Origin of the sequence: Micromonospora sp. NPDC005205, assembly GCF_040608275.1 — a bacterium.
GTDB lineage: Bacteria > Actinomycetota > Actinomycetes > Mycobacteriales > Micromonosporaceae > Micromonospora.
Genome location: NZ_JBEXHV010000004.1, coordinates 352,892 through 377,391, shown reverse-complemented (window position 1 = coordinate 377,391; position 24,500 = coordinate 352,892). Strand labels below are relative to the sequence as shown.

Annotated in this window: 21 protein-coding genes; 11 read left to right on the top strand and 10 right to left on the bottom strand. The window is 69.0% G+C overall.

Annotated features, from left to right (window positions below; translation table 11 throughout):
• The first annotated feature begins 72 nt into the window (after positions 1–72).
• The 5 genes from ABZU43_RS11490 to ABZU43_RS11470 all read left to right on the top strand — a co-directional run bounded on the left by ABZU43_RS11490 (position 73) and on the right by ABZU43_RS11470 (position 5,880).
• Positions 73–2,115: a M6 family metalloprotease domain-containing protein gene (locus tag ABZU43_RS11490; RefSeq protein ID WP_355006423.1), complete on the top strand. Its 2,043-nt coding sequence runs from the start codon at positions 73–75 to the stop codon at positions 2,113–2,115.
• 85 nt (positions 2,116–2,200) lie between these two features.
• Positions 2,201–2,635, top strand: a complete 435-nt coding sequence (locus ABZU43_RS11485) for a hypothetical protein (RefSeq protein ID WP_355006422.1) — start codon at positions 2,201–2,203, stop codon at positions 2,633–2,635.
• On the top strand, positions 2,632–3,210 hold the full coding sequence (locus ABZU43_RS11480; protein WP_355006421.1) for a redoxin domain-containing protein: 579 nt from the start codon (positions 2,632–2,634) through the stop codon (positions 3,208–3,210). The genes ABZU43_RS11485 and ABZU43_RS11480 overlap by 4 nt, the downstream gene beginning before the upstream one ends.
• A gap of 204 nt (positions 3,211–3,414) precedes the next feature.
• The gene (locus ABZU43_RS11475) at positions 3,415–5,310 is read left to right on the top strand and encodes a CocE/NonD family hydrolase (RefSeq protein ID WP_355006420.1); all 1,896 of its coding nucleotides are present in this window, start codon (positions 3,415–3,417) and stop codon (positions 5,308–5,310) included.
• Positions 5,311–5,487: 177 nt separating this feature from the next.
• Entirely contained in the window at positions 5,488–5,880 is a 393-nt protein-coding gene (locus ABZU43_RS11470; RefSeq protein WP_355006419.1) for a nuclear transport factor 2 family protein, read from the top strand.
• A 131-nt stretch (positions 5,881–6,011) separates the two neighbouring features.
• Here the strand turns inward: ABZU43_RS11470 and ABZU43_RS11465 are convergent, their stop codons facing one another.
• Both ABZU43_RS11465 and ABZU43_RS11460 read right to left on the bottom strand, forming a co-directional pair.
• Positions 6,012–7,097 (bottom strand): hypothetical protein, encoded by a 1,086-nt coding sequence (locus tag ABZU43_RS11465; protein ID WP_355006418.1) that lies wholly within the window; start codon positions 7,095–7,097, stop codon positions 6,012–6,014.
• Positions 7,098–7,210: 113 nt separating this feature from the next.
• Positions 7,211–9,355 (bottom strand): hypothetical protein, encoded by a 2,145-nt coding sequence (locus ABZU43_RS11460; protein ID WP_355006417.1) that lies wholly within the window; start codon positions 9,353–9,355, stop codon positions 7,211–7,213.
• A 303-nt stretch (positions 9,356–9,658) separates the two neighbouring features.
• Here ABZU43_RS11460 and ABZU43_RS11455 point away from each other — a divergent pair, with 303 nt between their 5' ends.
• Entirely contained in the window at positions 9,659–10,861 is a 1,203-nt protein-coding gene (locus ABZU43_RS11455) for a low temperature requirement protein A (protein WP_355006416.1), read from the top strand.
• 325 nt (positions 10,862–11,186) lie between these two features.
• On the opposite strand, the gene ABZU43_RS11450 is transcribed toward ABZU43_RS11455, so the two are convergent.
• From ABZU43_RS11450 to ABZU43_RS11440, 3 genes are read right to left on the bottom strand one after another with little or no spacing between them, the layout of a single operon-like run.
• Complete coding sequence (locus tag ABZU43_RS11450) at positions 11,187–11,867, bottom strand: GPP34 family phosphoprotein (RefSeq protein WP_355006415.1); 681 nt, start codon at positions 11,865–11,867, stop codon at positions 11,187–11,189.
• Complete coding sequence (locus ABZU43_RS11445) at positions 11,864–12,583, bottom strand: ABC transporter permease (protein WP_355006414.1); 720 nt, start codon at positions 12,581–12,583, stop codon at positions 11,864–11,866. Before ABZU43_RS11445 ends, ABZU43_RS11450 begins: the two co-directional genes overlap by 4 nt.
• 26 nt (positions 12,584–12,609) lie before the next feature.
• A complete protein-coding gene (locus tag ABZU43_RS11440) occupies positions 12,610–13,491 on the bottom strand; it encodes an ABC transporter ATP-binding protein (RefSeq protein ID WP_355006413.1) in 882 nt (293 codons plus the stop codon).
• A gap of 107 nt (positions 13,492–13,598) precedes the next feature.
• On the opposite strand from ABZU43_RS11440, the gene ABZU43_RS11435 reads away from it, so the two are divergent.
• From ABZU43_RS11435 to ABZU43_RS11420, 4 genes are all read left to right on the top strand, one after another.
• Entirely contained in the window at positions 13,599–14,753 is a 1,155-nt protein-coding gene (locus ABZU43_RS11435) for a histidine kinase (protein ID WP_355006412.1), read from the top strand.
• Positions 14,750–15,352, top strand: coding sequence for a response regulator transcription factor (locus ABZU43_RS11430; RefSeq protein ID WP_355006411.1), 603 nt, complete (start codon positions 14,750–14,752; stop codon positions 15,350–15,352). Before ABZU43_RS11435 ends, ABZU43_RS11430 begins: the two co-directional genes overlap by 4 nt.
• Positions 15,353–15,487: 135 nt before the next feature.
• Positions 15,488–16,456 carry a type II CAAX endopeptidase family protein gene (locus ABZU43_RS11425; protein WP_355006410.1) on the top strand — a complete coding sequence of 323 codons (969 nt, stop codon included), beginning with the start codon at positions 15,488–15,490 and terminating at the stop codon, positions 16,454–16,456.
• A 210-nt stretch (positions 16,457–16,666) separates the two neighbouring features.
• Entirely contained in the window at positions 16,667–17,080 is a 414-nt protein-coding gene (locus ABZU43_RS11420) for a hypothetical protein (RefSeq protein WP_355006409.1), read from the top strand.
• Here ABZU43_RS11420 and ABZU43_RS11415 read toward each other — a convergent pair.
• Together ABZU43_RS11415 and ABZU43_RS11410 are read right to left on the bottom strand one after the other, a co-directional pair.
• Positions 17,047–17,538 carry a barstar family protein gene (locus ABZU43_RS11415; RefSeq protein WP_355006408.1) on the bottom strand — a complete coding sequence of 164 codons (492 nt, stop codon included), beginning with the start codon at positions 17,536–17,538 and terminating at the stop codon, positions 17,047–17,049. The genes ABZU43_RS11420 and ABZU43_RS11415 overlap by 34 nt on opposite strands.
• Positions 17,538–18,446, bottom strand: coding sequence for a GNAT family N-acetyltransferase (locus ABZU43_RS11410; RefSeq protein ID WP_355006407.1), 909 nt, complete (start codon positions 18,444–18,446; stop codon positions 17,538–17,540). The genes ABZU43_RS11415 and ABZU43_RS11410 overlap by 1 nt, the downstream gene beginning before the upstream one ends.
• A gap of 96 nt (positions 18,447–18,542) precedes the next feature.
• Between ABZU43_RS11410 and ABZU43_RS11405 the strand changes: the two genes are divergently transcribed.
• On the top strand, positions 18,543–18,689 hold the full coding sequence (locus ABZU43_RS11405; protein ID WP_355006406.1) for a hypothetical protein: 147 nt from the start codon (positions 18,543–18,545) through the stop codon (positions 18,687–18,689).
• 114 nt (positions 18,690–18,803) lie between these two features.
• On the opposite strand, the gene ABZU43_RS11400 is transcribed toward ABZU43_RS11405, so the two are convergent.
• From ABZU43_RS11400 to ABZU43_RS11390, 3 genes are all read right to left on the bottom strand, one after another.
• Positions 18,804–20,153, bottom strand: coding sequence for a ricin-type beta-trefoil lectin domain protein (locus ABZU43_RS11400; protein WP_355006405.1), 1,350 nt, complete (start codon positions 20,151–20,153; stop codon positions 18,804–18,806).
• Between the two features lie 140 nt (positions 20,154–20,293).
• Entirely contained in the window at positions 20,294–22,666 is a 2,373-nt protein-coding gene (locus tag ABZU43_RS11395) for a non-reducing end alpha-L-arabinofuranosidase family hydrolase (RefSeq protein WP_355006404.1), read from the bottom strand.
• 646 nt (positions 22,667–23,312) lie between these two features.
• Positions 23,313–24,296 (bottom strand): GNAT family N-acetyltransferase, encoded by a 984-nt coding sequence (locus ABZU43_RS11390; protein WP_355006403.1) that lies wholly within the window; start codon positions 24,294–24,296, stop codon positions 23,313–23,315.
• Between the last annotated feature and the right edge of the window lie 204 nt (positions 24,297–24,500).

Below are 24,500 nucleotides of genomic sequence, written 5' to 3'. Positions count from 1 at the left end.
TGCTGACAGGCGCTTCGCGAAAGCCCCCACCGGGGCGCCGGCACCGCGTTTCCTCCGACGAGAGGTGGTTTCGTGCACCGTACCCCCAACCGAGCCCGGCTGAGGCGGGCCGTGCTGGCCGCCGCCGTGGTGACCACGCTCGTGGCTACCGGGGCGGCGCAGGCCGCCGCGGCCCCGGCCAACCCGGCCGGCGGCACCGCGCCGTTCCAGGTCCTCGATCCGCAGGCCTGGCAGAACCCGGACACGATGACCTGGAACGACTACAAGGCCGTGCCCGGCAAGAACTGGGCCGACCCGAGCGTGTCCGGCTCGGTCCGCAACTTCAAGATCGCCCTGGTGGCCCTCGACTATCCGGACGAGACGTTCGCGGTCTCCCAGCGGGCCCGATCGACGGTCTTCGGCAACCCCCAGTCCGTCGCGACAAACATCCCCCGGGCGGACGTGCCGAAGTTCTACCAGGACTTCCTGAACACCCCGAACACCCTCAACAAGGGTCACACCCTGCACGAGTACTGGATGCAGGACTCCAACGGCCGCTACGGCGTCGACCTCACCGGGTTCGGGCCGTACCAGATGCCGTCCAAGTCCTACCAGTACGGGCTGGACAACGGGTTCAACCCGGGCGCCTGCCCGAGCGGGGACGTGTGCGGCAAGAACATCCGCACCGACGGCCTGGGCGCCTGGCGGGCGGCCGTCGGCGAGGAGGTCGCCAACCAGTACGAGTTGGTGTTCATCCTCAGCGCCGGCCAGGACGAGTCGTCGACCTGGCAGGAGTTCGGGCAGATGATCTTCCAGAACAAGGAGGACGTGCCGGACGCCTGGGGCCCGCCGGACCCCAACCTGCCGAACTGGGCGAAGACCCGCTACGTGGACTGGACCTCGTGGAAGGCGGCGGCGACACTGTGGCCGAACGCCGGCGGCGGTTCCTCGACGCAGGGGGAGAGTTCCGGCATGGGCGTCTACGCCCACGAGCTGTCCCATCTGCTGGGCATCGGCGACAACTACAACAACCCGTACGGCGAGCCGCTGCGCAGGGCGTACACCGGGATCTGGAGCATGATGTCGCGCGGGTCGTTCAACGGCCCGGGCGGTCCGCACACCCGCTGGCAGATCCCGCCGACCAACGGCGGCTCGATGGGTTCGCTGCACACCCTGCGGGACAAGATCAAGATCGGTCTGGTCGGTGAGGAGCACGTGCTGCGACTGTCGCGGGAGTCGTTGGCCTCGTCGGGTCTGGTGGTCGCGCAGGTCACGGCCCGGGCGGTCGACGCCGGCCCGAAGGGCCTGAGCGGCGTCAACATCGCGTTGAACAAGGACCTGTCGCCGACGTGTGGTGTCAGCACCGACCCGTTGTGCGACGGTGGCAACTTCAACAACTACACGGTCGAGGTTGTCGACCGGATGGGCGCGGACTCCTTCACCCCGGACAGCGGCGTGCTGGTCAGCAAGACGAAGAACGCCGACAGCGCGCCGTTCCAGTGGGTGGTGGACGCCAACCCGCAGGACATCAACATGATCGACTTCTACCGCCCCGACGGCACCCCGCAGAAGATCACCATGGGGGACTACCGGCAGCTCTCCGACGCGCTGTTCCACGCCGGCGCGGACACCGGCAGCCAGTACGAGTACGTCGACGAGGCGAACCGACTGCACTTCTACATCATCGACCTCAAGCGGGACTCGGCCGGCTCGCTCTCCTACACAGTGGCGGTGCGTTCGCTCGACGGCACCGGCGGGCCGAGCAGTCACGGCGTGACGCTGGGCAAGGGCGAGGTGACCGGTGGCGGCAAGCCGACCAACCGCGGGGTGACCTGCTCGTTCGAGCTGACCAACACCGGCTCGTACTCGGCCGGCGGGCAGCAGCACCCGGAGAACGTCAGCGCGTACCTGAAGTCGGACGTCTTCCGCCTGTCGGCGGAGGTCGCCGGCAAGGGCTGGCGGACCTGGCTGCCCAACCAGCTCGCCACCGCGCAGTTTGGTAAGGCCACCACTGTCAAGGTGTCGGTGGGTGCCACCGCCGCCGCCGCGGCCACCGGTTTCGTGAAGCTCACCGCGACCTCGGAGAGCGACCCGACGAAGACGGAGACCAAGCAGTGCCGGGTCGAGAAGTCCTGATCGACGCCCAAGGTTGACCCCGTTTCTGCCGGGTCCGCGGCGGCCTGCCGCCGCGGACCCGGCAGGCGGACGGAAGGAGGATGACGTGCGGCGAAGCACCATGGCTCTGCTGCCCCTGCTGCTGGTCGGCGCGACCAGCTGCGGTGCCGTCGGCGCTGCCGAGGAGGCGGTCTCCCCGACGACCGTCCGGGTCCTTGTTCGCGACATCAACATCCGGGCCGCGGGCGTGGACTGCGCCGGCACCGGTCCCTACCAGCACTTCCACAACCGGGCATCGTTCCGCGTGCTCGACCCCGACGGAACGGCGCTGGCCAGCGGGCGGCTGCCGGCGGGGACCGCCGTGGCGGCCTTCGCCGAGGACCTGGGGGTCGAGCGCCTGCCCACCTACTGCGAGTTCGCCGTCGGTGTGCGCGTGCCGCAGCGGGACTCCTACCGGCTGGAGGTGGACGGCCAGCCGGCGCTCGACCTGACGCCGGACACCAGCGAGGGCCCGGCGCTGGTGGCGGTGGTCCCCTCATGAGGCGGGCACTCCTGCCGCTGTTGCTCGCGGCGGCGCTGCTGGGCGGATGCAGCACGCCCGAGCCCGAGCCCGCGCCGACGCCCGCCGGCGGCGCGACGGCGCTGCCCGGGCCGGTCCCCGCCGACCTGGCGCTGCGCCCGGTGCCCGGCACCGCCCCGGCCGCCCCGGCATTCACCGGCGCGCTGACCGACGGCACACCGTTCGCCGCCGCCGAGCTGTGGGCGCAGCGGCCCGTCGTGCTCACCTTCTTCAGCTCCTGGTGCACCACCTGCGCCAGCAACCAGGCCGCCCTCGGCGACCTGGCCCGCAGCTACCGGGACCGGGTGGTCTTCGTCGGCGTGGCCGGCGCGGACCAGGCCGACGAGGTCCAGGACTACCTCCGCGCTCACCGGGTGGAGTACCCGATCGTCGTGGACGACCAGCAGACGATCTGGCGTTCGTATGCGGTGCGGGAGCCGCCGGCCGTCGTGCTGGTGGCCAAGGGCGGCGCCCTGCTCCGCGGCTGGCCGGGCGGCCTGGACGCCCCCACACTCGACCGACAGCTGCGGGAGCTCGTGCTGGCCGACCAGCCATAGTCCCGTCCCCCAGCACCTCGGTGCGGCGCCGACCCGGCACCGGTCGGCGCCGCACCGAGGCACCTCCGTACCCGAGCACGGGTGCCCGCCGACGAGGGCCGCGCCCCGTCGAACCACACCCGGTGAAGTTCCTACACGTGCAGGTGGTGGCACAAGGCGGTCGGCTCGTAGCGTACGCAGCCTCGGACACATCAAGGAGATTGCATGCCTACAGTGGGAACGCGTTGGCGCACCGGCGTGGCCGTACTGTCCGCGACTGTGCTCGCCGCCCTCGGCGCGGCGCCGCAGGCGCAGGCGGCGGACGGCCCGCCGTCGATCGTCGTCCAGGACGGCGTCACCCAGCCGGTGTTCGGCTACGCCGACGCCATTCGGGAACGGCTGTTCATCGACTCCACCTTCGACAGCGACAACGACGGTCTGCGCGACATCATCGCGTTCGACCTGATGCGGCCGGCAGCCACCGCGCAGGGGCTCAAGGCCCCCGTGGTGATGGACGCCAGCCCCTACTACTCGACGGTCTGCCGAGGCAACGAGTCCGAGTGCAAGGCGGACCTCGACGGCGACGGGCTGCTCGACAAGTGGCCGCTGTTCTACGACAACTACTTCGTGCCGCGCGGCTACGCGGTCATCCTGCTGGACATGGTCGGCACCAACAACTCCACCGGCTGCCCGACCACCAACGCCAACCAGGACAACCTCAGCGCCAAGCAGGCCATCAACTGGCTCAACGGCCGGGCCACCGCCCGTAACGCCGCCGGTGAGGTCGTCAAGGCCGACTGGCACAACGGCAGGACGGGGATGATCGGCAAGTCGTACGACGGCTCGCTGGCCATGGCCACGGCGGTGACCGGCGTGAAGGGCCTGACCACTGTCGTGCCGATCAGCGGACCGACCGAGTACTACGACTACGTGCGCAGCAATGGGGTGGTCACCCGTGGCAACAGCTACGTGTCGTCGCTGGCCAACACGGTCACCAACCCCGAGCGACGGGAGTACTGCAAGCCGGTGCGCGACGCGATAGGCGCCGCCGACGGCGACGAGCACGGCGACTACACGGCCTTCTGGAACGAGCGCAGCTACGTCAAGAAGGTCCCCAACGTCACCGCCAGCGTGCTGCTCTACCACGGCCTCAACGACGACAACGTCCGGCCGGACCACTTCAGCAAGTTCTGGTACGCCCTCGCGGAGAACAACGTGCCGCGCAAGCTGTGGCTGTCGCAGGAGGGCCACGTCGACCCGTTCGACTCGCGCCGCGCGGTGTGGGTGTCGACGCTGCACCGGTGGTTCGACTTCTGGCTGCAGAACGTCGCCAACGGCATCATGGACGAGCCGCGGGTGGACCTGGAGCGCTCCGCCGACGTGTGGGAGACCCACGCCGACTGGCCGATCCCCGGCAAGGCGGACACGGAGGTGTTCCTGCAGCCCGCCACCACCGGCGCTGGCGGTCTCGGGCTGGTGCCCACCGCGAAGCCGGCGACCGGGGCGTTCCAGGACAGCCGCACGCAGAGCCAGAACACCATGATCCTCAACCCGGACGTGGTGCAGCCCAACCGGCTGGCCTTCCTCTCCGCGCCACTCTCCGCGCCGCTGCACATCTCCGGCACACCCACAGTGCAACTGCGCGCCTCCGCCGACCAGACCGACACCAACCTCGGGGCGATCCTGGTCGACTACGGCACCGACGAGCGGGTCGCGCACCGGGCCTCCGGCGAAGGGATCATCACCCTGGACACATCGGACTGCTGGGGCGAGAGCAGCCCGACCGACGACGGCTGCTACAAGCAGACGGCGAAGCGGGTGGCCACGGCCGACTACGAGCTGGTCACCAAGGGCATCATGGACGCCCAGAACCGGCAGTCGATCCGTGTGGCCGTGCCGCTGGTGCAGGGGGAGTCGTACAACTTCAGCTTCCCGCTGCTGCCGGAGGACTATGTCTTCAAGCCCGGCCACCGGATCGGCGTGATCATCGTGGCCAGCTACCCGCAGTACTCCAGCCAGGCGGACACCACCGCCGCGAACCTGCAGGTCGCTCTGAAGAGCAGCAACATCGTCCTGCCTGTGGTCGGCGGTACCGCCGCCGCGCACGCCGCCGGCCTCTGACCGGCTGATCGACGGGCCGCCCGGGGCGGCTCGTCACCGGGGCGGCCCGGCGATCAACCCTCCGCGGAGGGCCGACGATCGCCGGGCTGTCCCGCTTGCCACACCAGGCTGCTGCGCGGTGCGGGCTCGACGAGTACGGGGCACGCGGCTGCCGGGGAGACCCCGTACGCTGGCGTGGTGATCGACTTCCGCGCGGCAGTTGAAGCACGCGATCCCGATGCCATCACGGCGGCCCTTGCCGACGACGTGGTCTTCCGCAGTCCGGTGGCGTTCAAGCCCTACCCGGGAAAGGCCATCACCGCGGCGATCCTGCGCGGCGTGCTGCGGGTCTTCGAGGACTTCCGGTACACCCGTGAGTTGAGCGGTGACGGGGGTCGCGATCACGCGCTGGTGTTCGAGGCGAGGATTGGCGACGTCGCCGTCGAAGGTTGCGACTTCCTGCACCTGGACGAGACCGGTCTGATCGACGAGTTCACGGTCATGGTTCGCCCACTGTCCGCCGCGCAGACTCTGGCCGCCGCGATGGCCGCCCAGTTCGAGCAGATCCAGCGTGAGGCGACCGCCGGCTAGCTCGGCCGCAGCCGGTCGCTCGTCGGACGCTTCCGTCTGGTCCACACATCCCAGGTCGATGATCCACCACGAGCACCGGGCCACTACCGCGCCGGCAGCAACGGAAGCGCTACCGCCGGCGCGGCCCGGCGTCAGAGCCGGGAGGTGAAGGTGGCCAGGAACCTGTGCGGGGTGACCGCGCCGGTGTTGTCGAAGCAGATGACGTCGACGTCGGCGTTGGTGGTGTACGGCCAGGGTTGGGTGAGGTGGCAGTAGTTGCTGCCGGCGCCCTGCGCCACCACCTGGGCGTGCGTCTCCTTGATGCCGATCTGCGGGAAGGTCGCCAGGTAGCGACCGGAGGGCGCCAGCGGCGCCACGGTGTTCGCGCCGACGCCGAGCACCGAGTTGTCGTTTGTCGGCCCGCCGACGGCGGTACCGAGGTAGCCGAAGTACGAGGGTGGGCCGAGGGAGCCGATCACCGGCCGCCGACGGTGGTACGAGAGGGCGAAGTCGGTGTTGATGAACGCGCCCGCCTGGTCGTAGCAGAAGACGTACACCTGCACGCCGGTGCCGACCGCGCTCCAGGAGTAGACCTTGCAGCGGCGGGGACCGGCGTTCGGCTGCACGGCGGTGACCTGCACGTTGCCGGCGAGCAGATCGGCCGATCCCACCCCGGGCAGCCGCACCAGGTACTGCCCGACGCCCAGCGGCCCGACCGTGTTCACGCCACCGGTGGAGTTGTACGACTGCGCCACCAGCCCGCTGCTCCACTGCACGTACGCGTGGGAGGTGCCGGCCGGCAGCACGCCCGAGCTGGTCGTCCAGAGCACTGTGAACGGAGTGTCATCGCGCGTGCCGCCCGGCTTGTGGCACTGCACGTCGACGATCTCGTCGGTGCCGGACTGGAACCAGCGGACCACCTCGCAGTAGTGACCGGTCCGGTTCACCGGGGTCACGTGCGGCACGCCGCGTGAGCTGGCACCGATCTGCGGGAAACGGACCTGGAACCGGCCGGGCGCGAGCTTGATGCCGTCGGCCCAGGCGGCTGGGAAGGCGGTCTTCCAGCTGCCCCACTGCCGGCTGGTGTCCAGCACGGTCCAGACCGGCACTGTGGGGTCCTTGACGTACGCGAAGCCCCAGCGGTCGGCGGTGGCCGCCGCGGCCGGTGTGGGCGGCGCGAGTGCGCCGGCGGCCAGGACGGCGGCCAGTGCCGTGGTGACGAACGATCGGAGACGCATCTGTTCCTCCAGTCGACGGGAACATGTCGGAGAGGAGTGTGCGCGCGGTGATCTGATGGTCACAGTCGGCTACATTGTGTTCCGGTGTCGGCTGTCCGCTACTCGTGGCCCGCTCAGCGGAGTTGGTCGGCCAGGTGGCGCACCGCGTCAGTGAACGCCTTCTCCGATTCGCAGGGCCGGTGTCCCTTGATCGGTGGCGGGAAGATGTCGCCGGCCGGAGGTGTGACGGCGTACGGGTCGCGAAGCCGTCGGTCCACCGTCGCCTCCCGGTCGCACGCCGCGGGTGCCTTGTCGGGGCCGTGCGGCGGAAAGACGCGACCCCCGATGGGGTCGGTGTCCCGCCACAGATTCACCCATCGCCAGTTCACCCGTTCGGCGATCTCGTGGATCACCTCGTCGCTGACGTACGCGGGAAAGAGGCGCGCGTACAACCGTCGGAGAGGCGAGCCGTGGGTCAGCAGCCCGACCCGGTCGGTGACCCGCGGCGGCAGTTGGAGCACTGTCGCGGCGAGCAGGACGGAGCCGTGGCTGTGCCCGGTGAGCACCACCGCGTTACCGGAGTCGACGAGGTGGGTGATCCGGCAGGTCAGTTCGGGAACGGCACGTTCGGCGTAGCACGGTGGCGCGAACGGGTGCGCGGATCTGGGCCAGAACGTGCCCAGGTCCCACAGCACGCCGACGTATCGGCGGAACCACGGGGTGCGATGGGCGAAGATTCCACCGAGGACCAGGCCGACGATGAGAGCGGCGATCAGATAGCTGCCGACACCGATGAGGAAGTTGACGAAGCTGACCGGCAACCCGACGTAGCGCTGGACCATTTCGCCGGGAGGCGTCGGCAGCAGGCCGAGCGCGACCGCTGCTATACCGATCCCGGCGAGGCAGGCGTAGAGCACCGCGAGCGGCAACAGCCGCTCGGTGAACCGGGCCCGGGCCACGGTCTTGCGCACCTGGTGCAGCCGCGGTGTGGCATTGGGCGGCGCGTCCGGGAAGTCACGAGCAACGATTGCCGACGCGGCCCGGATCCGTCCCGGTCGTGACGCCACCGACACCACGGCGGCGACGGCCAGCGTCACCAGCACCGCCAGCGAGAAGCCGAGAATCGCCCAGATGCAGGCACGTGGCGGGCTGGTTATCAACGCCTCGGCGGTGGGCGCGCCCCTGTTCAGAACGTCGGACACCCGATAGACCAGCTCAGCGGAGAACGTGATCGCCAGACTGATCGCGGCTACGGAGGTCGCCAGGGCACCGAGCCCGAGGGCGGGCGCGACATTCGGATCTCGAGCCCGATGCCAGAACAGCACCACCCCCAGGGCGGCAAGCAGCACCGCCTGACCGATGAACAGCCCGACGACGCTCAGGTTGTAGCCGGGCAGCCCGTTCCGCTCCGGCCAGGATGCCGAGCTGGTCACAACGAGGATCCAGACCAGCACGGTCAGACCGAGGGCGATCGTGCGTAGCGCGCTGACCAACCGGTCGAGCCGCAGCTCCGTGGGCGTGGCCAGGGGTGGGGTGCAGAGCAGAACCGCGCACGTGATCAACAGAAGTCCGGCAGCTGCCGTCAGCGCGACGGTGCCGATCGACAGACCCTGTGCGGACCGGGCTGCGAGCAGGCAGAGGTCCAGCGTGGCAAACGCCGCCGCGACGTGAATCGAGCGCAGTCGTGCCACCAGTGGCTCATTGTCCCACCGGCCGACGGCGGTGAGCCGGTCCGCCGCACGAGGGTGGTCGGCCGCGCGGAAGACGTCAGAGGGAAGTGCCGGGCGCGCGCTGAGCCCCCACACCAGGCTGATGGCCGCAGCCGGTGCCAGTGCGAGCACCGCCAGGCGCAGTCCGGCAGGACGCCCCCCGAGCCAGGAGAGCCAGCTACGTCCGGCCAGGCACTCCGGTGAGGACATGCACTTCCACGCGATCACATCCAGGGCGACCCCCACGATGCTCAGCACGTACATCGAGGTCATGGTGAGCGCCAACAACCGGCACAGGGCCTTGATCACCGGGTCGCCACCGGCTCCGGCCGGACGCATCCAGATGGCGAGGTTGATCAGCATGAAGGGCAGCAGGATCACCATCGACAACGTTCGCACCGCGTTGCCAGCGGGCAGGTTGTTCCAGCGGTAGGCCTCGAGCGTCACCGCGCCCGCCTCGCTCTCCTCGCGGTCTACCGCTCGCGGCCGGTAGAAGCCGCCCCGGTGGTCACCCGCCACCTGCTGCACGTGCGGTCGGTCCAGCAGGTCATCCGGGCCGGTCGCGGACACCCCGTGCACCCGCAGTTCCACCAAGCCGTCAGCCCCAGCGCGCCCGCCCCCGTCTCGCTGATCCATCCGGTACCGGCCCCCCGGCGTGTACGAGGCTCACACCGACCCGCTCGGGTGATCCGAGGGCGCCCGTGTGGCCTAGCGGGCGTACCCCGCGAAGGAAGATGCAATCTCGTGCTCGCAGCGCGAGGTCGACATCCGGGCGGGCATGTTCGCCGGGCATTCTTCGGGTATCGACTCGACGACCGGCCCGGCGTGGTACCAATTACCCGGGAAGGCGAAGCCGGCAGGAATGGGCGGCCCATGTCGACAAGGGCAGCAGCGCTGCTTCGGAAACCCGGGCAACCGCAGCGACCAAGCCTTCTGGAACTCTTCTTCGACCTGGTCTTCATCTTTGCCCTCAATCGTGTCTCGCAACGGCTGGTTGAGGAACTCACCGAGCAGCGAGTCGTCCTCATCGAGGCTGGCGAGACCCTGCTGTTGCTGCTGGCCTTCATGGTGCTGTGGTTCGTCACGGCGTGGGTCACCGACCTCTACGATCCGCAGCGGCCCCAGCTTCAGGTGCTGGTCTACACGGCCATGCTCGGCGCGCTGGTGATGGCAGTCGCCGTGCCGCACGCGTTCGGTGACAGAAGTCTGGCCTTCGCCGGTGCGTACGTCGCGGTTCACATCATCCGTGGCCTGGTCATCGTGCCGATACTGCGCGGCCACGAAGCTCAGCGCCGAGCAGCTGGAGTGTTCTTCTGGTTCACGTTGTCGGCCGTGCCGTGGATCGCCGGCGCGATCGTGACGGATCTGACCCGCAGCCTGTTGTGGACGCTCGCGATCGCCATCGACGGCACGGCACTTCTGATGTTCTATCCCGCGCCGTGGTCCCGCCCCACCCAACGGCAATGGCCCGTCCTGGCCGAATATCTCTCTGAGCGTTACCAACAATTCTTCATCATCGCCCTCGGTGAACTTATTCTGACGACCGGGTCGGCCTACAGCGACACCTCGTTTCGGCGGGGAGGAGCCGTGGCAGCCTTTGCGGTCTCATTCATCACGACCGTGCTCCTGTTTCGCGTCTACAGTTTCAGGGCGGGCCAACTGCTACCCGAAGCCATCAGAGTCGCCGCTAAGCCCGCGCATCTCATCCGAGAGGCTTTCCTCGCGCACGTACTCATGGTGGCCGGGATCGTCGCTGTCGCCGTCGGGTACGAAATCGTGATCGAACATCCGTTCGGGCACACCAACGCGGCGTGGATCCTCGTTGTCCTGGGCGGACCGATGCTCTTCCTGATCGGACGAGCCCTGGTGGAACATGCCGTATTCGCCCGGGTGTCCCACTCCCGGATCGTCGGCGCTCTGGCGCTTGCCGGTGCCTCGCCGTTCATGATCCTTTTGCCGCCGCTGGCCGTGGCCGCCACCGCCGTCGTCGTCCTCGCCGGCATCGCGGCTTCCGACGCCGTCCACGCCAGGGGGAAACCGCCCGAAGGGCCGCACCCGCCCCATCCCAGAGAGTGAGCCGAACCGGACATCGTCCGGCTGTCGGCTCATGACCCCGTGGCGTCCGCTCGCTGTCCGCCCCCGGGGCACTCTTCGGGCGGGGCGTAGGCACGAATGGTGCCGTTGTGCCGAGCGACAGTGCCGTCAGCGGTGAGGGGTACGAGTCGTTTACAGACGGGACACCGTCCCCGTTGGTGCTGCGAGCGCTGAGTCACGGTGCCTCCCCGGTAGGTCGTGCGCGCATCCGCCGAGCCATGCCGCCCATCGTTGCCGATCGAGGCTCGGAAGCGCGCTGATCACGGGGGCGACAGCCACCCTCGGGCGGCCCGGTGCGCAGGCACCGCTAACCTCGCGGCAGCACGGTGATGGCCGCGACGGCGCTGTTGATGACGGTGGCCGTCACGGTACGGGTCACGGCCGCCGCCGCGGCGTCGGCGCCCCAGTCGCCACGCTCGAGTTCCTTGGCCCGCGTGATGACCGGTGACGTCCACGGGATCTCGCGGTGGAACTGCGGGAGCGTCCCGCTCGCCGAGAGCAGCGCCGCGAGCGCGGCGACACGGGCCTGCGGCTGCGCACCGTCCACGAGGACCCGCCGGACGTCGGCAAGCAGGCGGGCCCGTCGTTCGGTTCTGCCCTCCCGTAGGGCTGTCGTCCGGAACAGGCCGAGCACCTTGCGGGGCTCCTGGTCGATGTCGCCTCGCGCGATGAGCCGCTCCAACACCGGCTTGCGCAGGACGGGGCCGACCGCAGCCAGGGCCGTCTGCACCCCTCTCGGTTTCTCGGCGAGGTAGTCCCACGCCGGGCGCAGGAGGTCATCCGACGGTGGATGACCCGCCACGCTGCTGACCCGTCCCCGGGCCTCGGTGGTCAGGTGACCGCCGAGGGCGAGGTCCGCGAGGACGGCTCCGCCGAGGACGTAGAAGAGGGTGTTCTCTCCCGCGATGGTTCCGGAGTTGGGTTGGAACAGGAGCAGCAGGAGGTCTTCCACCACTGTCGGCGTCACTGATCGGGCTTCGGTGGTCATCGGCGGGGCTCCCAGCGGAAGAGTCGGGTGGCCAGGGCGACGGCGACGACGACCCAGCCGAGGGTGGGCGCCAGCAGGAGCAGGGAGTCGGTCACGGCGACGCCGCCGTTCCAGGCGTTCATGGTCAGCTCGGTGGCCGCGCCGCCGGGCAGCAGCCGCTTGAGCCCGGCGAGGTTCTCGGTGCCGGTGATGCCGACCCAACTGGCCACGGCGATCACCCCGAGGGTAACGGGCAGGGTGGTGACCTGGGCATGTTCGGGTGAGTTGGTCAGCCCGGCGGTGGCCAGCGCCAGGGCGATCATCATGGCCAGGGTGGCGATGGTCGCGACCGCGAGCAGGGCGATGTTGGCCGGTACGCCGGCGACCACGGCGAGGGCGGTCAGGATCGCGGTGACCTGGATCAGGGCGATGACGACGACGGGCAGCAGGAGGCCGGCGAGGATGGTGGTGTCGGTTGCGGCGGTGGAGCGTAGGCGTTTGAGGAAGAGGTTCTGGCGTCGGGAGGCCAGGGTGGTGACGGCGGTGGTGTAGAGCCCGAAGGCGGTGATGGTGAAGAGGATGATCGCGGCGATGTAGCCGAGGCTGCCGAGGTCGGCGAAGGTGTCGTGTTGGCGGACGAAGTAGGCGCTGACGACGACGGGGATGATGAGGCTGGTGATCAGGACCAGTCGGTTGCGGAAGATCTGGATCAGTTCGCTGGAGGCGATGGGAAACACGGTGGCGCTCCTGTCGAGACGGCGGGTCAGTTGTCGATGGCGCGGAAGACGTCGTCGAGGCGGGTCGGCCCGGCCTCCAGGCCCTGCAGCTCCACGGCGTGGTCCTGCGCCCAGCCGAGTAGGAGGTGCAGGTCGTTCTGCAGTTCGAAGGTCTCGACCACGACTTTCCCGTCGGCGTCGGCGGCGGCCCGTACCGGCAGCGCCGGGGCCCCTGCGGGGAGGGTGAAGCGGATGACCGCGGGCAGGGTGCGGGTCAGTTCGGCCACGGTGCCCTCGCGGTGCAGGGTGCCGTGGTGCATCAGTCCGATGCGGTCCGCGCGTTGTTGTGCCTCCTCCAGGTAGTGGGTGGTGAGCACGATGGTGGCGCCGTTTTCGCGGAGTCGGTCGACGGTCGTCCAGACGGCGTCGCGGGACTGGATGTCCAGGCCGGTGGTGGGTTCGTCGAGGACGATCAGTTCTGGGGTGCCGTAGACGGCGGTGGCAAAGTCGAGGCGGCGCTTCTCGCCGCCGGAGAGCTGAGCTACTTTGCGGCGGGCTCGGCTGGTGAGGTCGACGAGGTCGAGTACCCGGTCGACGTCGTCGGTGCGTGCGGTGAGTCGGCCGATCAGGCCGACGGACTCCCGAACGGTGAGGTCGGGGGAGAATCCGCTCTCCTGGAGCATGACCCCCATTCGGGGACGTACCGCCTGGCGGTCGTCGGGGCGGTGCCCGAAGACACGTACGGTGCCGGAGGTTGACCTGCGGTGTCCCTCGATGACCTCCAGTGTCGAGGTCTTCCCGGCTCCGTTGGTGCCCAGCAGCGCGTAGAGCTCTCCAGGTCGTACCTCGAAGGAAAGGTCCCTGACGGCGTGGAAATCACCGTAGGTGAGGTTCAGCCGGTCAACTTCGATGACGGGTGTGGTGGACATGCACCTATGACAGCGCGGGCGCAGCCGATCTGTCAGTGGCACCACGTCATCACCGCAAGTGACGTGGTGTCACTGGTGCTGACCCCTGGCTGCCGGATACTGACCTGGTGACCGCGAGACCGCCGCGCTTCACCCAGTCGACGCAGGGAAGGCTGCGCCGGCTCAACCTCGCGACATCACTGCCGCCGGTGGTGTTCGCCGCGGTGATCCTGCTCTACACCGACGCGCGCGCCTGGTGGCACTTTGTCGTCCTGGCACCCGGTGCCGTGGCGGCCGTGGTGGCCTTCGAACGGTGGACGGCAAACGACCTCGCCCGGGTGGCGCGGCCGTGCCTGATCGTGGCGGCGGTGGTTTGGCCACTGGGGGTCCTGGTGACCGGCAGCCCCAACGCCTACTGGGGTGTCTGCGCCGTGGGGTCGCTGTCCCTGCGCGAAGTGCGACGGCACCGGGCTCTGACAATTGCCGGGCTGTTCACCTACGTCGCCGTCGTCGGCGTGGCGCGGCTGCTGGTGCAGCGGGACGACATCGTGGGCGTCCTGGTCACCTACGTTCTCATCCCGACCGCCCTCACCGTCCTCGTGACGGTCTTCACGGTGTTGGGCGAGCGGTTCTACGACCTCATCCGGGAGCTCGAACAGACTCGGGAACGCGAGGCGGAGTTGGCGGTGGTCCGGGAGCGGGTGCGGTTCGCCAGCGACCTGCACGACATTCAGGGCCACACCCTGCACGTGGTGAAGCTGAAGATCGCCCTGGCTCAGCGGCTGTTGCTGGCCGACGCCGCTCGGGCGGAGAAGGAGCTGCAAGAGGTGTACACGTTGGTCAGCGAGACCATCGCGCAGACCAAGGAACTCGCCTACGCGCAGCGGCGGCTCAACCTCACCGCGGAGATCGAGAACGCGAAGAACCTGTTCGAGGCCGCCGGCATCCGGGTCCGGGTGACCCGGGAGGCTGAGGTCGATGCCCGCGCCGGCGAACTGCTCGGGCAGGTGCTGCGGGAGACGACCACGAACATCCTGCGGCACGCGCAGGCCACCCAGGTGCAGATCACGCTCACCGCGTCGGGCATCACCATCGTCAACGACGGCGTGACCGCCACCATGCCCCCGCAGCTCAGGGGACTGGCGGCGCTGAGACAACGGGTCGCGGGCGACGGAGGTGAGCTGTCCGTGGAACAGAAGGACGGGCGGTTCCTGACCGCCGCGACCTTCCCACCCGCTCGCGCCGACGCGGCCCCGACGGTTACCGGGAGGGACGACCGATGACCACCATCGTGCTCGCCGACGACGAGGCGCTGCTGCGTACGGCCCTGGCCGCGCTGCTCCCGATGGAGGGCGACATCACCGTTCTCGCCGAGGCGCAGGACGGCCGGTCGGCGATCGCCGCCACCCTGCGGCACCGGCCCGACGTGCTGGTCATCGACCTGGAGATGCCGGGCGTGGACGGCCTGGGCGCGGTCGCCGAGATCCGCCGTGAGCGACCGGAGCAGGTGATCCTCATGCTGACCCGGCATGCCCGCCCCGGTGTGCTGCGTAAGGCGTTGAAGCTCGGCGTCCAGGGCTTCGTCAGCAAGTCCGCCGAGCCAGCCCACATCACCTCGGTCATCGCCACCCTGCACGCGGGGAAACGCTGGATCGACCCGGACGTGTCCGCGCTCGCCGTCACCGAGGACAACCCCCTCACCGAGCGTGAAGCCGACGTCCTACGGGTCACCGGCGAGGGCTACTCGGTCGCCGACATCGCCACCAGGCTCCACCTCGCCCCGGGCACCGTCCGCAACTACCTGTCCAACGCGATGCGCAAGACCCAGACCCGGACCCGCCACGAAGCGGCCCGGTACGCCCGCGAACACGACTGGCTGTAGGCGCATCCGCCGTCGCCGACCGTGACCGTGAGGTGCGACTGTCCGCGGAAATGTCACTGTGACGTGGTGGCACTGACGGCGAGGCGCCATGAGCGCTGCAATGGGATCTCCACACCGACGAGAGGGAGCTCCCCGATGAACGCCCCCAGAGCCGCGAAACCCTGGACAGGGACGAGCCCTTCTGATGCGGGAGGCTCGCGCCTCCAGACGCCGGAGCATTCCCGGCTGGCCGTCGACAGCTCCCGGCCCTTCGGCGCCCACCTTCGGATGAGCTGGTGGAAGCCGCTGGTGGTCATCGGCGTGCCGCCGCTGGCGATGGTGGTGCTACAGGTTCTGCTCTACCAGCTCGTGGGCGTCATCGAGGGCAGCGACGACCCGATGTCAGCCACCCTCACGCCGTTGAAGTTCCTGGCCGTCAACCTCAGCATCGGCACGGCGGGCGCCCTGGCGATCCTGCTCCTGGTCTGGATCGCCAGGGTGCCGTGGCGCAGCCTGATCAGTGCACCCCGAGCCTTCGACGCTCGCCGCCTGACGTACTACCTGGTCGCGGCGGCGCTGCTGGTGGGTGCCGGGATCGGTGTCGTGGCGCTGGTCGCGCCCGACGCCCCGGGCTGGACCGCCTTCGGTGTCACCGGCACGACGATCGGCATGCTGGCGATCGTCGCGCTGAGCACCCCGGTGCAGGCCGTCGGCGAGGAGCTGATGTTCCGAAGTGCGGTGCTGCCCGCCGCCGCGTCCTGGGTGCGTGCGGTTCGCCCCGCCCTGGTCGTCGGGCTCGTCGTGTCCGGCCTGGGCTTTGCCGTGGTCCACGGGTCGGCTGACCCCTGGTTGTTCGGCTACTACACAGTGATCGGGGTCAGCACTGGCCTGATGGCCATCATCAGCCGTGGCATCGAGGCACCGGTTGCCTTCCACGTCGCCAACAACGTCCTGTTCACGACCGTCAACACGGTGATGGCAGACGGCGAGGCCTTCGCGATCGACCGGTCCACCGACTCCGGTGACGCGTCCCTGCTGATCCTCGGTGCCGTCAACGTCGCCATGGTGGTGCTGGTCTGGGTGCGCGAGCGGCGAGGCCGGCCCCGCGCCGTCAGTAGTCGGTAGGACCGCAGCCGTCGTGACCAGCGAGCGATTGGAGGCGTCCTCGTCTGGTCGGATGTGCGTCGGTGCTTCCGCACCTCGCTCTCCTGGGGGAGTGGAACCGACCCACTGAGGGAGGCGTCACGCTGTCGGCTTGGCGAGGGTGCTGGTATGCCCGCTTTCAGTAGTCGTCGCTGGGCGTACGGCGCCTTGGCTTGGTTGATCGTCTTTGTGGTGTCCCACGTGATCCTGGTGTTCTTCCCTGGGCGCGATCCGACCGGCGGCGGACCGTGGGGCATGAGGGCCTACGTGATCTTCAACGTGGTGCTCATCGCGGTGTCGGCCCTCGGAGCAGCCGTCGTTCTGGCCACTGTCCGCCCGCCGGCGCGACACCTCCCCCGGTGGCTGATTCTGACCCCACTGGTGTTCGGCAGCACCCTGCTCGTCATCCGGGGTGTGCCAGGAATGGCCGAGAACTATGTGATGGTCAGCGGTGTCCGTCGCGGTGGTTTCATGGGGGTGGCGGACGTCTCCACTGGCGAGTTCTGGATCGGCATCGCAATCAACACCTACTTCTTCGCCGGAGCGGCGTTGCTGGTCGGGACAACCGTTTCCTACGGCCGACGATCAGCGAAGCCGTCTCGCTGAGGCGTACCGGCGTCCGCACGGGCGATCTCCTGCCGCAACAGCGCCGCCTCGTCGTCGCAGTCGCAGAGCAGCAGCACCTTGAACTCTGGTTGGCCGAACGGCCTGGCCCAGTGGTGTACGGCCTGCGACAGGATGCACAACAGCGTGTGCCGATCCTCGGCGCTGCTGGACAGCACCCGTGGCGCGTTCTCGACGACGATGAGATACCCGTCCGCGGGCAACCAGTTCAGGTCGCGGAGGCAGTCGGACAGCGCGGCCCAGTTCCAGCCGAAGTAGCCGGGAAAGAGCAGCGCGTCGGAGAACTCGTAGAAGGTGTGGTCCGCATCCGTCATCCTCGCACCGTCGAGCCGGGCGACGACGAATCTGCCGGCTGCCGGTAGCACCGCCGCCAGCTCGACCAGGGCACTGCGTGAGCAGACCTCGACCTGATCGGCGGAGCCGCTCCACCAGCTGCTCATCAGACGATGACCAGGTTGGCCATGTCGACGACCGGCCGGTAGCCGAGGGCCGCGTAGATCTTGTTCGACGTCGGGTTGGCCTGGTCGGTGAACAGGCAGACCTGCGTACCCTCGGCCTGGATTCGGCGGGAGACCTCGGCGACCGCGTTGCTGGCCCAGCCGCGCCCCCGTTGGCCCGGCGGTGTGTACACCGGGCCAAGGCGGGCCACGCCGAACGACGGTGGGTTGGCGCCGGTGAGGTGCACCGGCTCCCCGGTCTCGTCGAGCCAGAACCACAGCCGTCCGGCGTGGATCCGACGCAGCACCTCCGCATGGTCGGGCGCTTCGTGCGCGCTGGCACCACGCGGGCGGCCCGCCTGTTCGTCGGCGTCGCCCACGAACGCGGCGAGCCACTCGGTGACCAGTCCCGCGTCGTCCACGGTCGCGGTCACCAAGCTGCCGGGCACCGGTGGCGGCGGTGTCAGCTCGCCGAGCTGGTGCAGCCGTGTGTGCTGGTCGACCCGGACTTCGCCCCCACCGAGCTGGGCCAGCGCGGCGGCGCACAGGTCGACCGCGGGCAGGGCTCCGTTGACCGCGAGGACCTCCTCCCCGCGCTCGTGCAACGCGTGGGCGAGCGCAACGGCCGCCTCGTCGGGCATGGGCAGCAGGAACGGCGGATAGGGGGCATACGGCGCCGAGCGCATCCCGGCACCGACCACCGCCCCGGAGTCGTCGCTGACCACGAGCCACCAGTTACGGTCGGGCTGAGGGATACCCTCTGCCCGTTGCGACAACAGCCGGTGCGCGATGGTGGTCACGACCGTGCTGACCACCGGATCGGCGCCCAGGTAGTCACCCGCAACGGCCAGGAACTCGCCCGGATCGCTGAGGAATCGCAGCCGCAGCCCGGTCCTCGGGACAATGCTCATCCGCGTACGCTAGCCACCGCCCACCGGATCGACACCGGAATTTCGTGCGGCCCGAGGACCTGAGGGCGCTGCACCGACCGTGCGGCGGGCCCACGGTTGGTCTCCGCCGGGCGGGCCCACGCCACCCCCGGCGAGAAGGTGTTCCTGACGATCGCCAACGCCGTCGTCGCCCTGCTCGGCCTTCTCGTCATCGCCCTGACGCTCGTCCGGGGCGCAGGGCGTCGCCGCCCTCCGGGCACGTGATGCGGGCGGACCCGGCGCGACGCCGGGTCCGCCCGTTTCAGGTGTGCTGGATCTCGCCCTGCCGCTGGTCGACCCGCACACCCTCGAACAGGTGCTGCGCGGAGTCGGCCGTGATCAACGAGCGAGGGCGGCGAGCCTGAACTGCTGGTTGGTTTGTCCGTGGCAGTCGTAGAGCTGGATCTGGGCGCCGTTGGCGGTGCTCCAGGCGTCCAGGCATCGTCCGGACTGGACGTTGCTGATGGTGCCGTTGGAGTTGACGTTCCACTGCTGGTTGGTCTGGCTGTGGCAGCTGTAGATCTGCACTGCCGCGCCGTTGCCGGTGCCTGCCGCGTCGAGACACATGGTGCCGTACACCTGGAGTTGTTTGCCCGAGGTGTAGGTCCAGGCCTGGTTGGTCTGCTTGTTGCAGTTGTAGAGCTGGACCCGGGTGCCGTTGTTTCGCGAGGCGTTGGGTACGTCGACGCACCGGCCGGACTGCGTGCCGACGATCTCACTGGCGGAGCCAGGTGGGACGGTCGGCGGGTCGGTGGGGGTCGGCGGGTCGGTGGGGGTTGGCGGATCGGTCGGGGTTGGCGTCGACGGCAGCAACGGGCAGGTGCTGCGGTAGGTGACCACGCCGCTGGAGTCCAGCAGGGGGCAGAGGAACTGGCTGTACCGCGCGTCGTTGTCGAGGAACATCTTGACGAACGGCAGCATGGTCCGGACCATCACCGGGTTCGACCGCCCGACCATGAAGCCATGATCCGCGCCGGCGACCTCCACGTAGACGCTCTCCGTCGTGGCCGGGAGGCTGTTGTACAGGCCGGTGGCGTAGGACGGGGTGACCACCGTGTCCGCCTGACCGGCGAAGATCATGGTGGGGACCCGGTCGTTGGCCAGGTTCGACGACGGCGAGTACGGCGCGATGCCGACCACTGCCTTCAACGACGGGCGTCGCGTGGCTGCGCTCAGCGCGCCGCCGCCGCCCATAGAGTGACCGGCGACCGCCAACCGGTTGGGGTCGACCCGGTCGCGTACGGGGCTCTGCTGCGTGAGGTAGTCCAGTGCGGCGAGCAACTGGGTGCCTCGGGCCGTGTCGAAGTCGTTGCGGCTGTTGGTCTCGATGCCGATCACGACGAAGCCGTGGGACGCCAGCCACGGTCCCATCCAGGCCAGTTCGGCGGAGAACAACGCCGTGTAACCCGGCGAGATCGCGATGGCCCCGAAGGTTCCCTGGCTGGTGTCGGTCGGGTAGTAGATCCGGCCGCCGTTGAAGCCGTACCCGGTCGGGACGCTGACCGAGGTGTTGGCAAAGGGGCCGTTCACGGCGGTGACGCTGGTCCGGGTGGGATCCGGGCCCCGCTGGTACGGGTTGTCGGCGGCCGACGCCGACCCGGTCGCCAGGGTGATGGTGAGCAACCCGACTGCGGCGGCGATCCCGGCCGCGGCGAGCTTGAACAGCCGGCCCTTCGAGCCGGTCGACACTCGGTCGGCCTTGGTGTTCCCCGTGGGCGGGGAGTGGTCTGCAGGTCCTCGCACTGTCGGTACCTCCTGGTGGTGGGAGAGCGAGGGGCGGGCGGGCTCGTCGTGTGCCGAGCCTGCCCGCCCCCGGTGATGTCCGATCGTCAGCGTTGCAGGGTCAGCAGACCCGGCCGGTACGGCAGCAGGCCGTAGTCGCCGCCGGAGCTGGGAGAACGACCCTGGTAGAGCAGTTGCAGGTTGCAGGCGTCGACCGTCATGGTCTGGTCGGCGTTGGTGCGCAGCAGCTCACCGTGGCTGATGTCGTTGGTCCAGGTGGCGCCGCTGTTGGCCTTGCCGGCGAACGGGTTGCTCTCGGACGTCGCCTGCGGCGTCCACGAACCGCCCAGGCTGCTGGCCGTGAACGAGCGGAAGTAGCGCCCGTTCGACCCGATGGCCTCGACGATCATGAGGTACTTGTTCAGGCCCTGGAGCTTGTAGACCTGGACGGCCTCGAAGAGGTTGTTCGTCGAGTCGGTCATGATGGTCGTGTAGTTGGAGCCGAAGCTGCCGGGGAAGTTCCCGATCGGCATGCTGGCCCGGTAGATCCGGCCGTTGTCGCCGGCGAAGAACAGGTACATGTTCTGGTCGTCGCCGATGACCGCCTGGTCGATCGGGCCGGTGTTGGAGTTGGAGATGCTGCCGGTGAACAGCGTCTGCGCCGACGACCACCCGTTCGGGTTGGTCGGGTCGCTGGACGTCCGGTACGAGAACGCCGTGCCGCCCCACTGGTAGGCGAGCACCCAGATGTTGCGCGGCGCGAAGTAGAACAGCGACGGCGCGACGGTCGCCGAATTCATCGCGTTCTGGCTGGCCGAGCCCATCTGCGAGTAGTTGCTGAAGAGGCCGAAGTTCATCGAGCCCCACGTGGTGCCGGTGTCGTGGGTGGTGGCGTAGACGAGCTGCTGGCCGTTGTACGGGGCGACGGTGAAGTCCTTCAGCGACACCCAACCCGACCTCGGCTGCGCCAGCGCGCCGGTCGACGACCAGCGGTACGACGAGGGAAGGTCACACGTGGTGGTCGGCGGCGGCGTCGTCGGGGTCGTGGTCGGCGTGGGCGTGGGCGTCTGGGTGCCGCCGCCGAGGGAGGCCAGCCGGAACTGCTGGTTGCTCTGACCGTTGCAGTCGTAGAGCTGGATCTGGGCGCCGTTGGCGGTGCTCCAGACGTCCAGGCATCGCCCGGACTGCACGCCGCTGATGGTGCCGTTGGAGTTGACGTTCCACTGCTGGTTGGTCTGGCTGTGGCAGCTGTAGATCTGCACTGCCGCTCCATTGCCGGTGCCTGCCGCGTCGAGACACATGTTCCCGTACACCTGGAGTTGTTTGCCCGAGGTGTAGGTCCAGGCCTGGTTGGTCTGCTTGTTGCAGTCGTAGAGCTGGACGCGGGTGCCGTTGGTGGTCGCCGCGTTCGGCACGTCGACGCACCGGCCGGACTGGGTGCCGACGATCTCGCTGGCCGAGCCCGGTGGGACGGTGGGGGTGGGGCCCGGCGTGGTGGGGGTGGGGCCCGGCGTGGTGGGCGTGGGGGTGGTGCCGGGGCCGGCGCTGTTCAGGGCCTCCAGCGTGGAGGTGTAGGCGGCCTTCTTGTTGCCGCTGCAGTCGAAGAGCAGCGGAGTGCCGCCGGAGCGCCACGAGTCGCAGTCCCGCACCCCCCACACGGTGAGCCCGTTGCAGCGAGCCACGGCAAGGCAGTCGTTGACCACACTGCGGTAGGTGTTGGCCTGCGTCGTGCCGGACCCCTCAATGTCCAACTCGGTGATCTGCACGTCCACGCCGAGCGCGGCGAAGCTGGACAGCGTGGTGCGGTAGTTGCTGTTGTACGGCGAGTTGGCGTTGAAGTGCGACTGGAAACCGACGCAGTCGATCGGCACCCCACGAGACTTGAAGTCGCGCACCATGTTGTACACGGCCTGCGTCTTGGCCCAGGTCCAGTTGTCGGTGTTGTAGTCGTTGTAGCAGAGCTTCGCGTTCGGGTCCGCCGTGTCGGCGGCACGGAACGCCGCCTCGATCCAGTCGTTGCCGGTGCGCTGCAGGTTCGAGTTACGACGGGCGCCGCTGTTGCCGTCCTCGAACGCCTCGTTCACCACGTCCCAGGAGTAGATCTTGCCCTTGTAGTAGCCGGCCACCCGGTTGATGTGGTTGAGCATCGCGTTGCGCAGCGTGGTGCCCTCCATGCTCTGCATCCAGCCCGGCTGCTGCGAGTACCAGGCCAGGGTGTGGCCGCGGACCTTCCAACCCCGGGAGATGGCGTGGTTGACGATCCGGTCCGCGTTGCCGAAGGTGAAGTTGTTCTGCTGCGGCTCGGTCGCGTCGATCTTCATTTCGTTTTCAGGGGTGATGGCATTGAACTCGCGGTTCAGGATCGTCGTGTAGGCGCTGTCGTTGAGTTTGTTGGCGGCGACGGCGGCACCGAAGTACCGGCCGGACTGGGCTGCGGCGGCACCGAGGGTCGTCTCGGCGGCCTGGGCCAGATTGGGCATCAGTGACACGACCAGGGCCAGAATTATCGCGGCCGTTCCGGAAAGAGTGAGTGTTCGTAGTCGGGTGCGCCCGATGGGACGGGTCCGGGAAACCATGCTGATCCTCCAGTGGTGGGGTAGGGCATTCCTGTCGCTGTTCCAGCGGGAGGCCCCGGTGGAACAGCGGCGGACGCGATGGTGAGTTCGCCCGAGCGGGGGCGGGACTCAGGTCGGGCGTCCGCCCGGCTGCGAGTCGGTGCGGGCTACCTGGCCAGCGGATAGAGGAGTTGTAACAGGTAGGCCCGGTCGCCCGTGGGGGAGTGGTTGCGGCGTTGGGCTCTTTCGGTGGTGGACGTGGACTCCTGGCAGGTGGGTGAGCCCGACGGTCGCGTTGAGCGCCTCCAGTGCTAACTGATCTTGTTAACGTTCACACTTGTCGATGGCTCTCAGGCTGGCAGAAAATTCCAGAGTTTTCAACCGGTAGTTTCGGACCTGTTACGGATCCGGGCGGAAGGGGTGGAGTCCGCGCGCACAGCGGCTGGTCGACCCGCGTTACGCGTGGACCAGACCGGAATCGACACGCTGGACGGCCGCATCGGCGGGCTCCACGCGCGCTGTGGCGGATCACGGAACCTGCTGCGTGCCCGGCGCAGAGCGGAAGTCGGGCTTACGGCTGCTCGTCGGCCTCGGGGTTGAGCTGGCGCATCAGCACCGCGAACCCTTGCCCCGACTCCACGAAACCCAGCTTCCGGTAGAGCGCCAGAGCGCTGTGATTGCTGTCGGTGACCTTGAGTCGTAGCTGTCGAAAGCCGGCCGAGTGCGCGCGGTGCAGGACCCGCGAGATCATCGCTGTGGCCAGACCATTACGGCGCCAGGGCGCTCGGGTGCCCAGGCAGTGCAGAATCGCCGTCGGCGTGTCCGTGCTGCCGTCGGCGAGCGCGAAGAGGAAGGCGGCCACCGGGTTGTCGCCTCGGTCGGCATCGGCGAGCACCAGGCAGGAGAGGTCGGGCAGGAACCGCGGATGCCCGGTCGCGTGCTGGGGCCAGGTGCGCTGGTCTGGTCGAACCGCTGCGGGGCTGTCGGCGTAGGCCTCATTGTGGGCCAACCGGGCGAGTTCGTCGTAGCGCTCGTCGACAGGTGTCAGCACCAGACCGGGCGGCAGCGCGGGAGCCGGCGGCTCGTCAGGCACCGCCAGGACGAGGTCCCGCTCGTGCCGGACCAGCGCGAAGCCGCCACGGATCAGCAGCTCGCGGCCGGCCGGGTCGTTCTCAGCAGACCGGATACCGAGGACGGCCTGTGCCGACCCCCGGTCGTCCCGCACCTGCTTCGCCTGGTCGATGAGCCAGTGGTGCAGCTCTGCGCGGACGTCGTCCGCGACGTCGGGATGAAACACGTTGGTCAGGCGAATGCGGAGCACGTCGTCCGCTGTTCCCATGTCGGCGACCTCGCCGTACGCGGCGACGCTGCCGGTGTCGTCGCGGCCGACCCGGGTGCGTCCGGCGCTGTCCGGCCCGAGAGTGGCCAGTCGGTTCCGGACGTCCTCAGTGCGCTGCTCCATGCCGACCGGGCCGACCGCCTCGGCGCGCTGGAAGAGTGCTGCCAGCTCTGCTGCCTCGGCTGGTGTGGCGCGACTCCAACTCGCGATCCTCATCGATGGCCATCCTATGGACCTGGCTCGATGAAGGTCAATCGCAGGCCGGATCGCCGACGAGCGTCGACCTAACCTCCTAGGATGCTCTACGGATTGTGCCTCACCCGACAGTGTCGCCACTGCGGCAGTTGGACAAGGTCGCCAGCAGCCTCAGCTGCTCGAACCGCCCGCAGCAACGCTTCCGGCAAGCGGAGCGTGACGCTA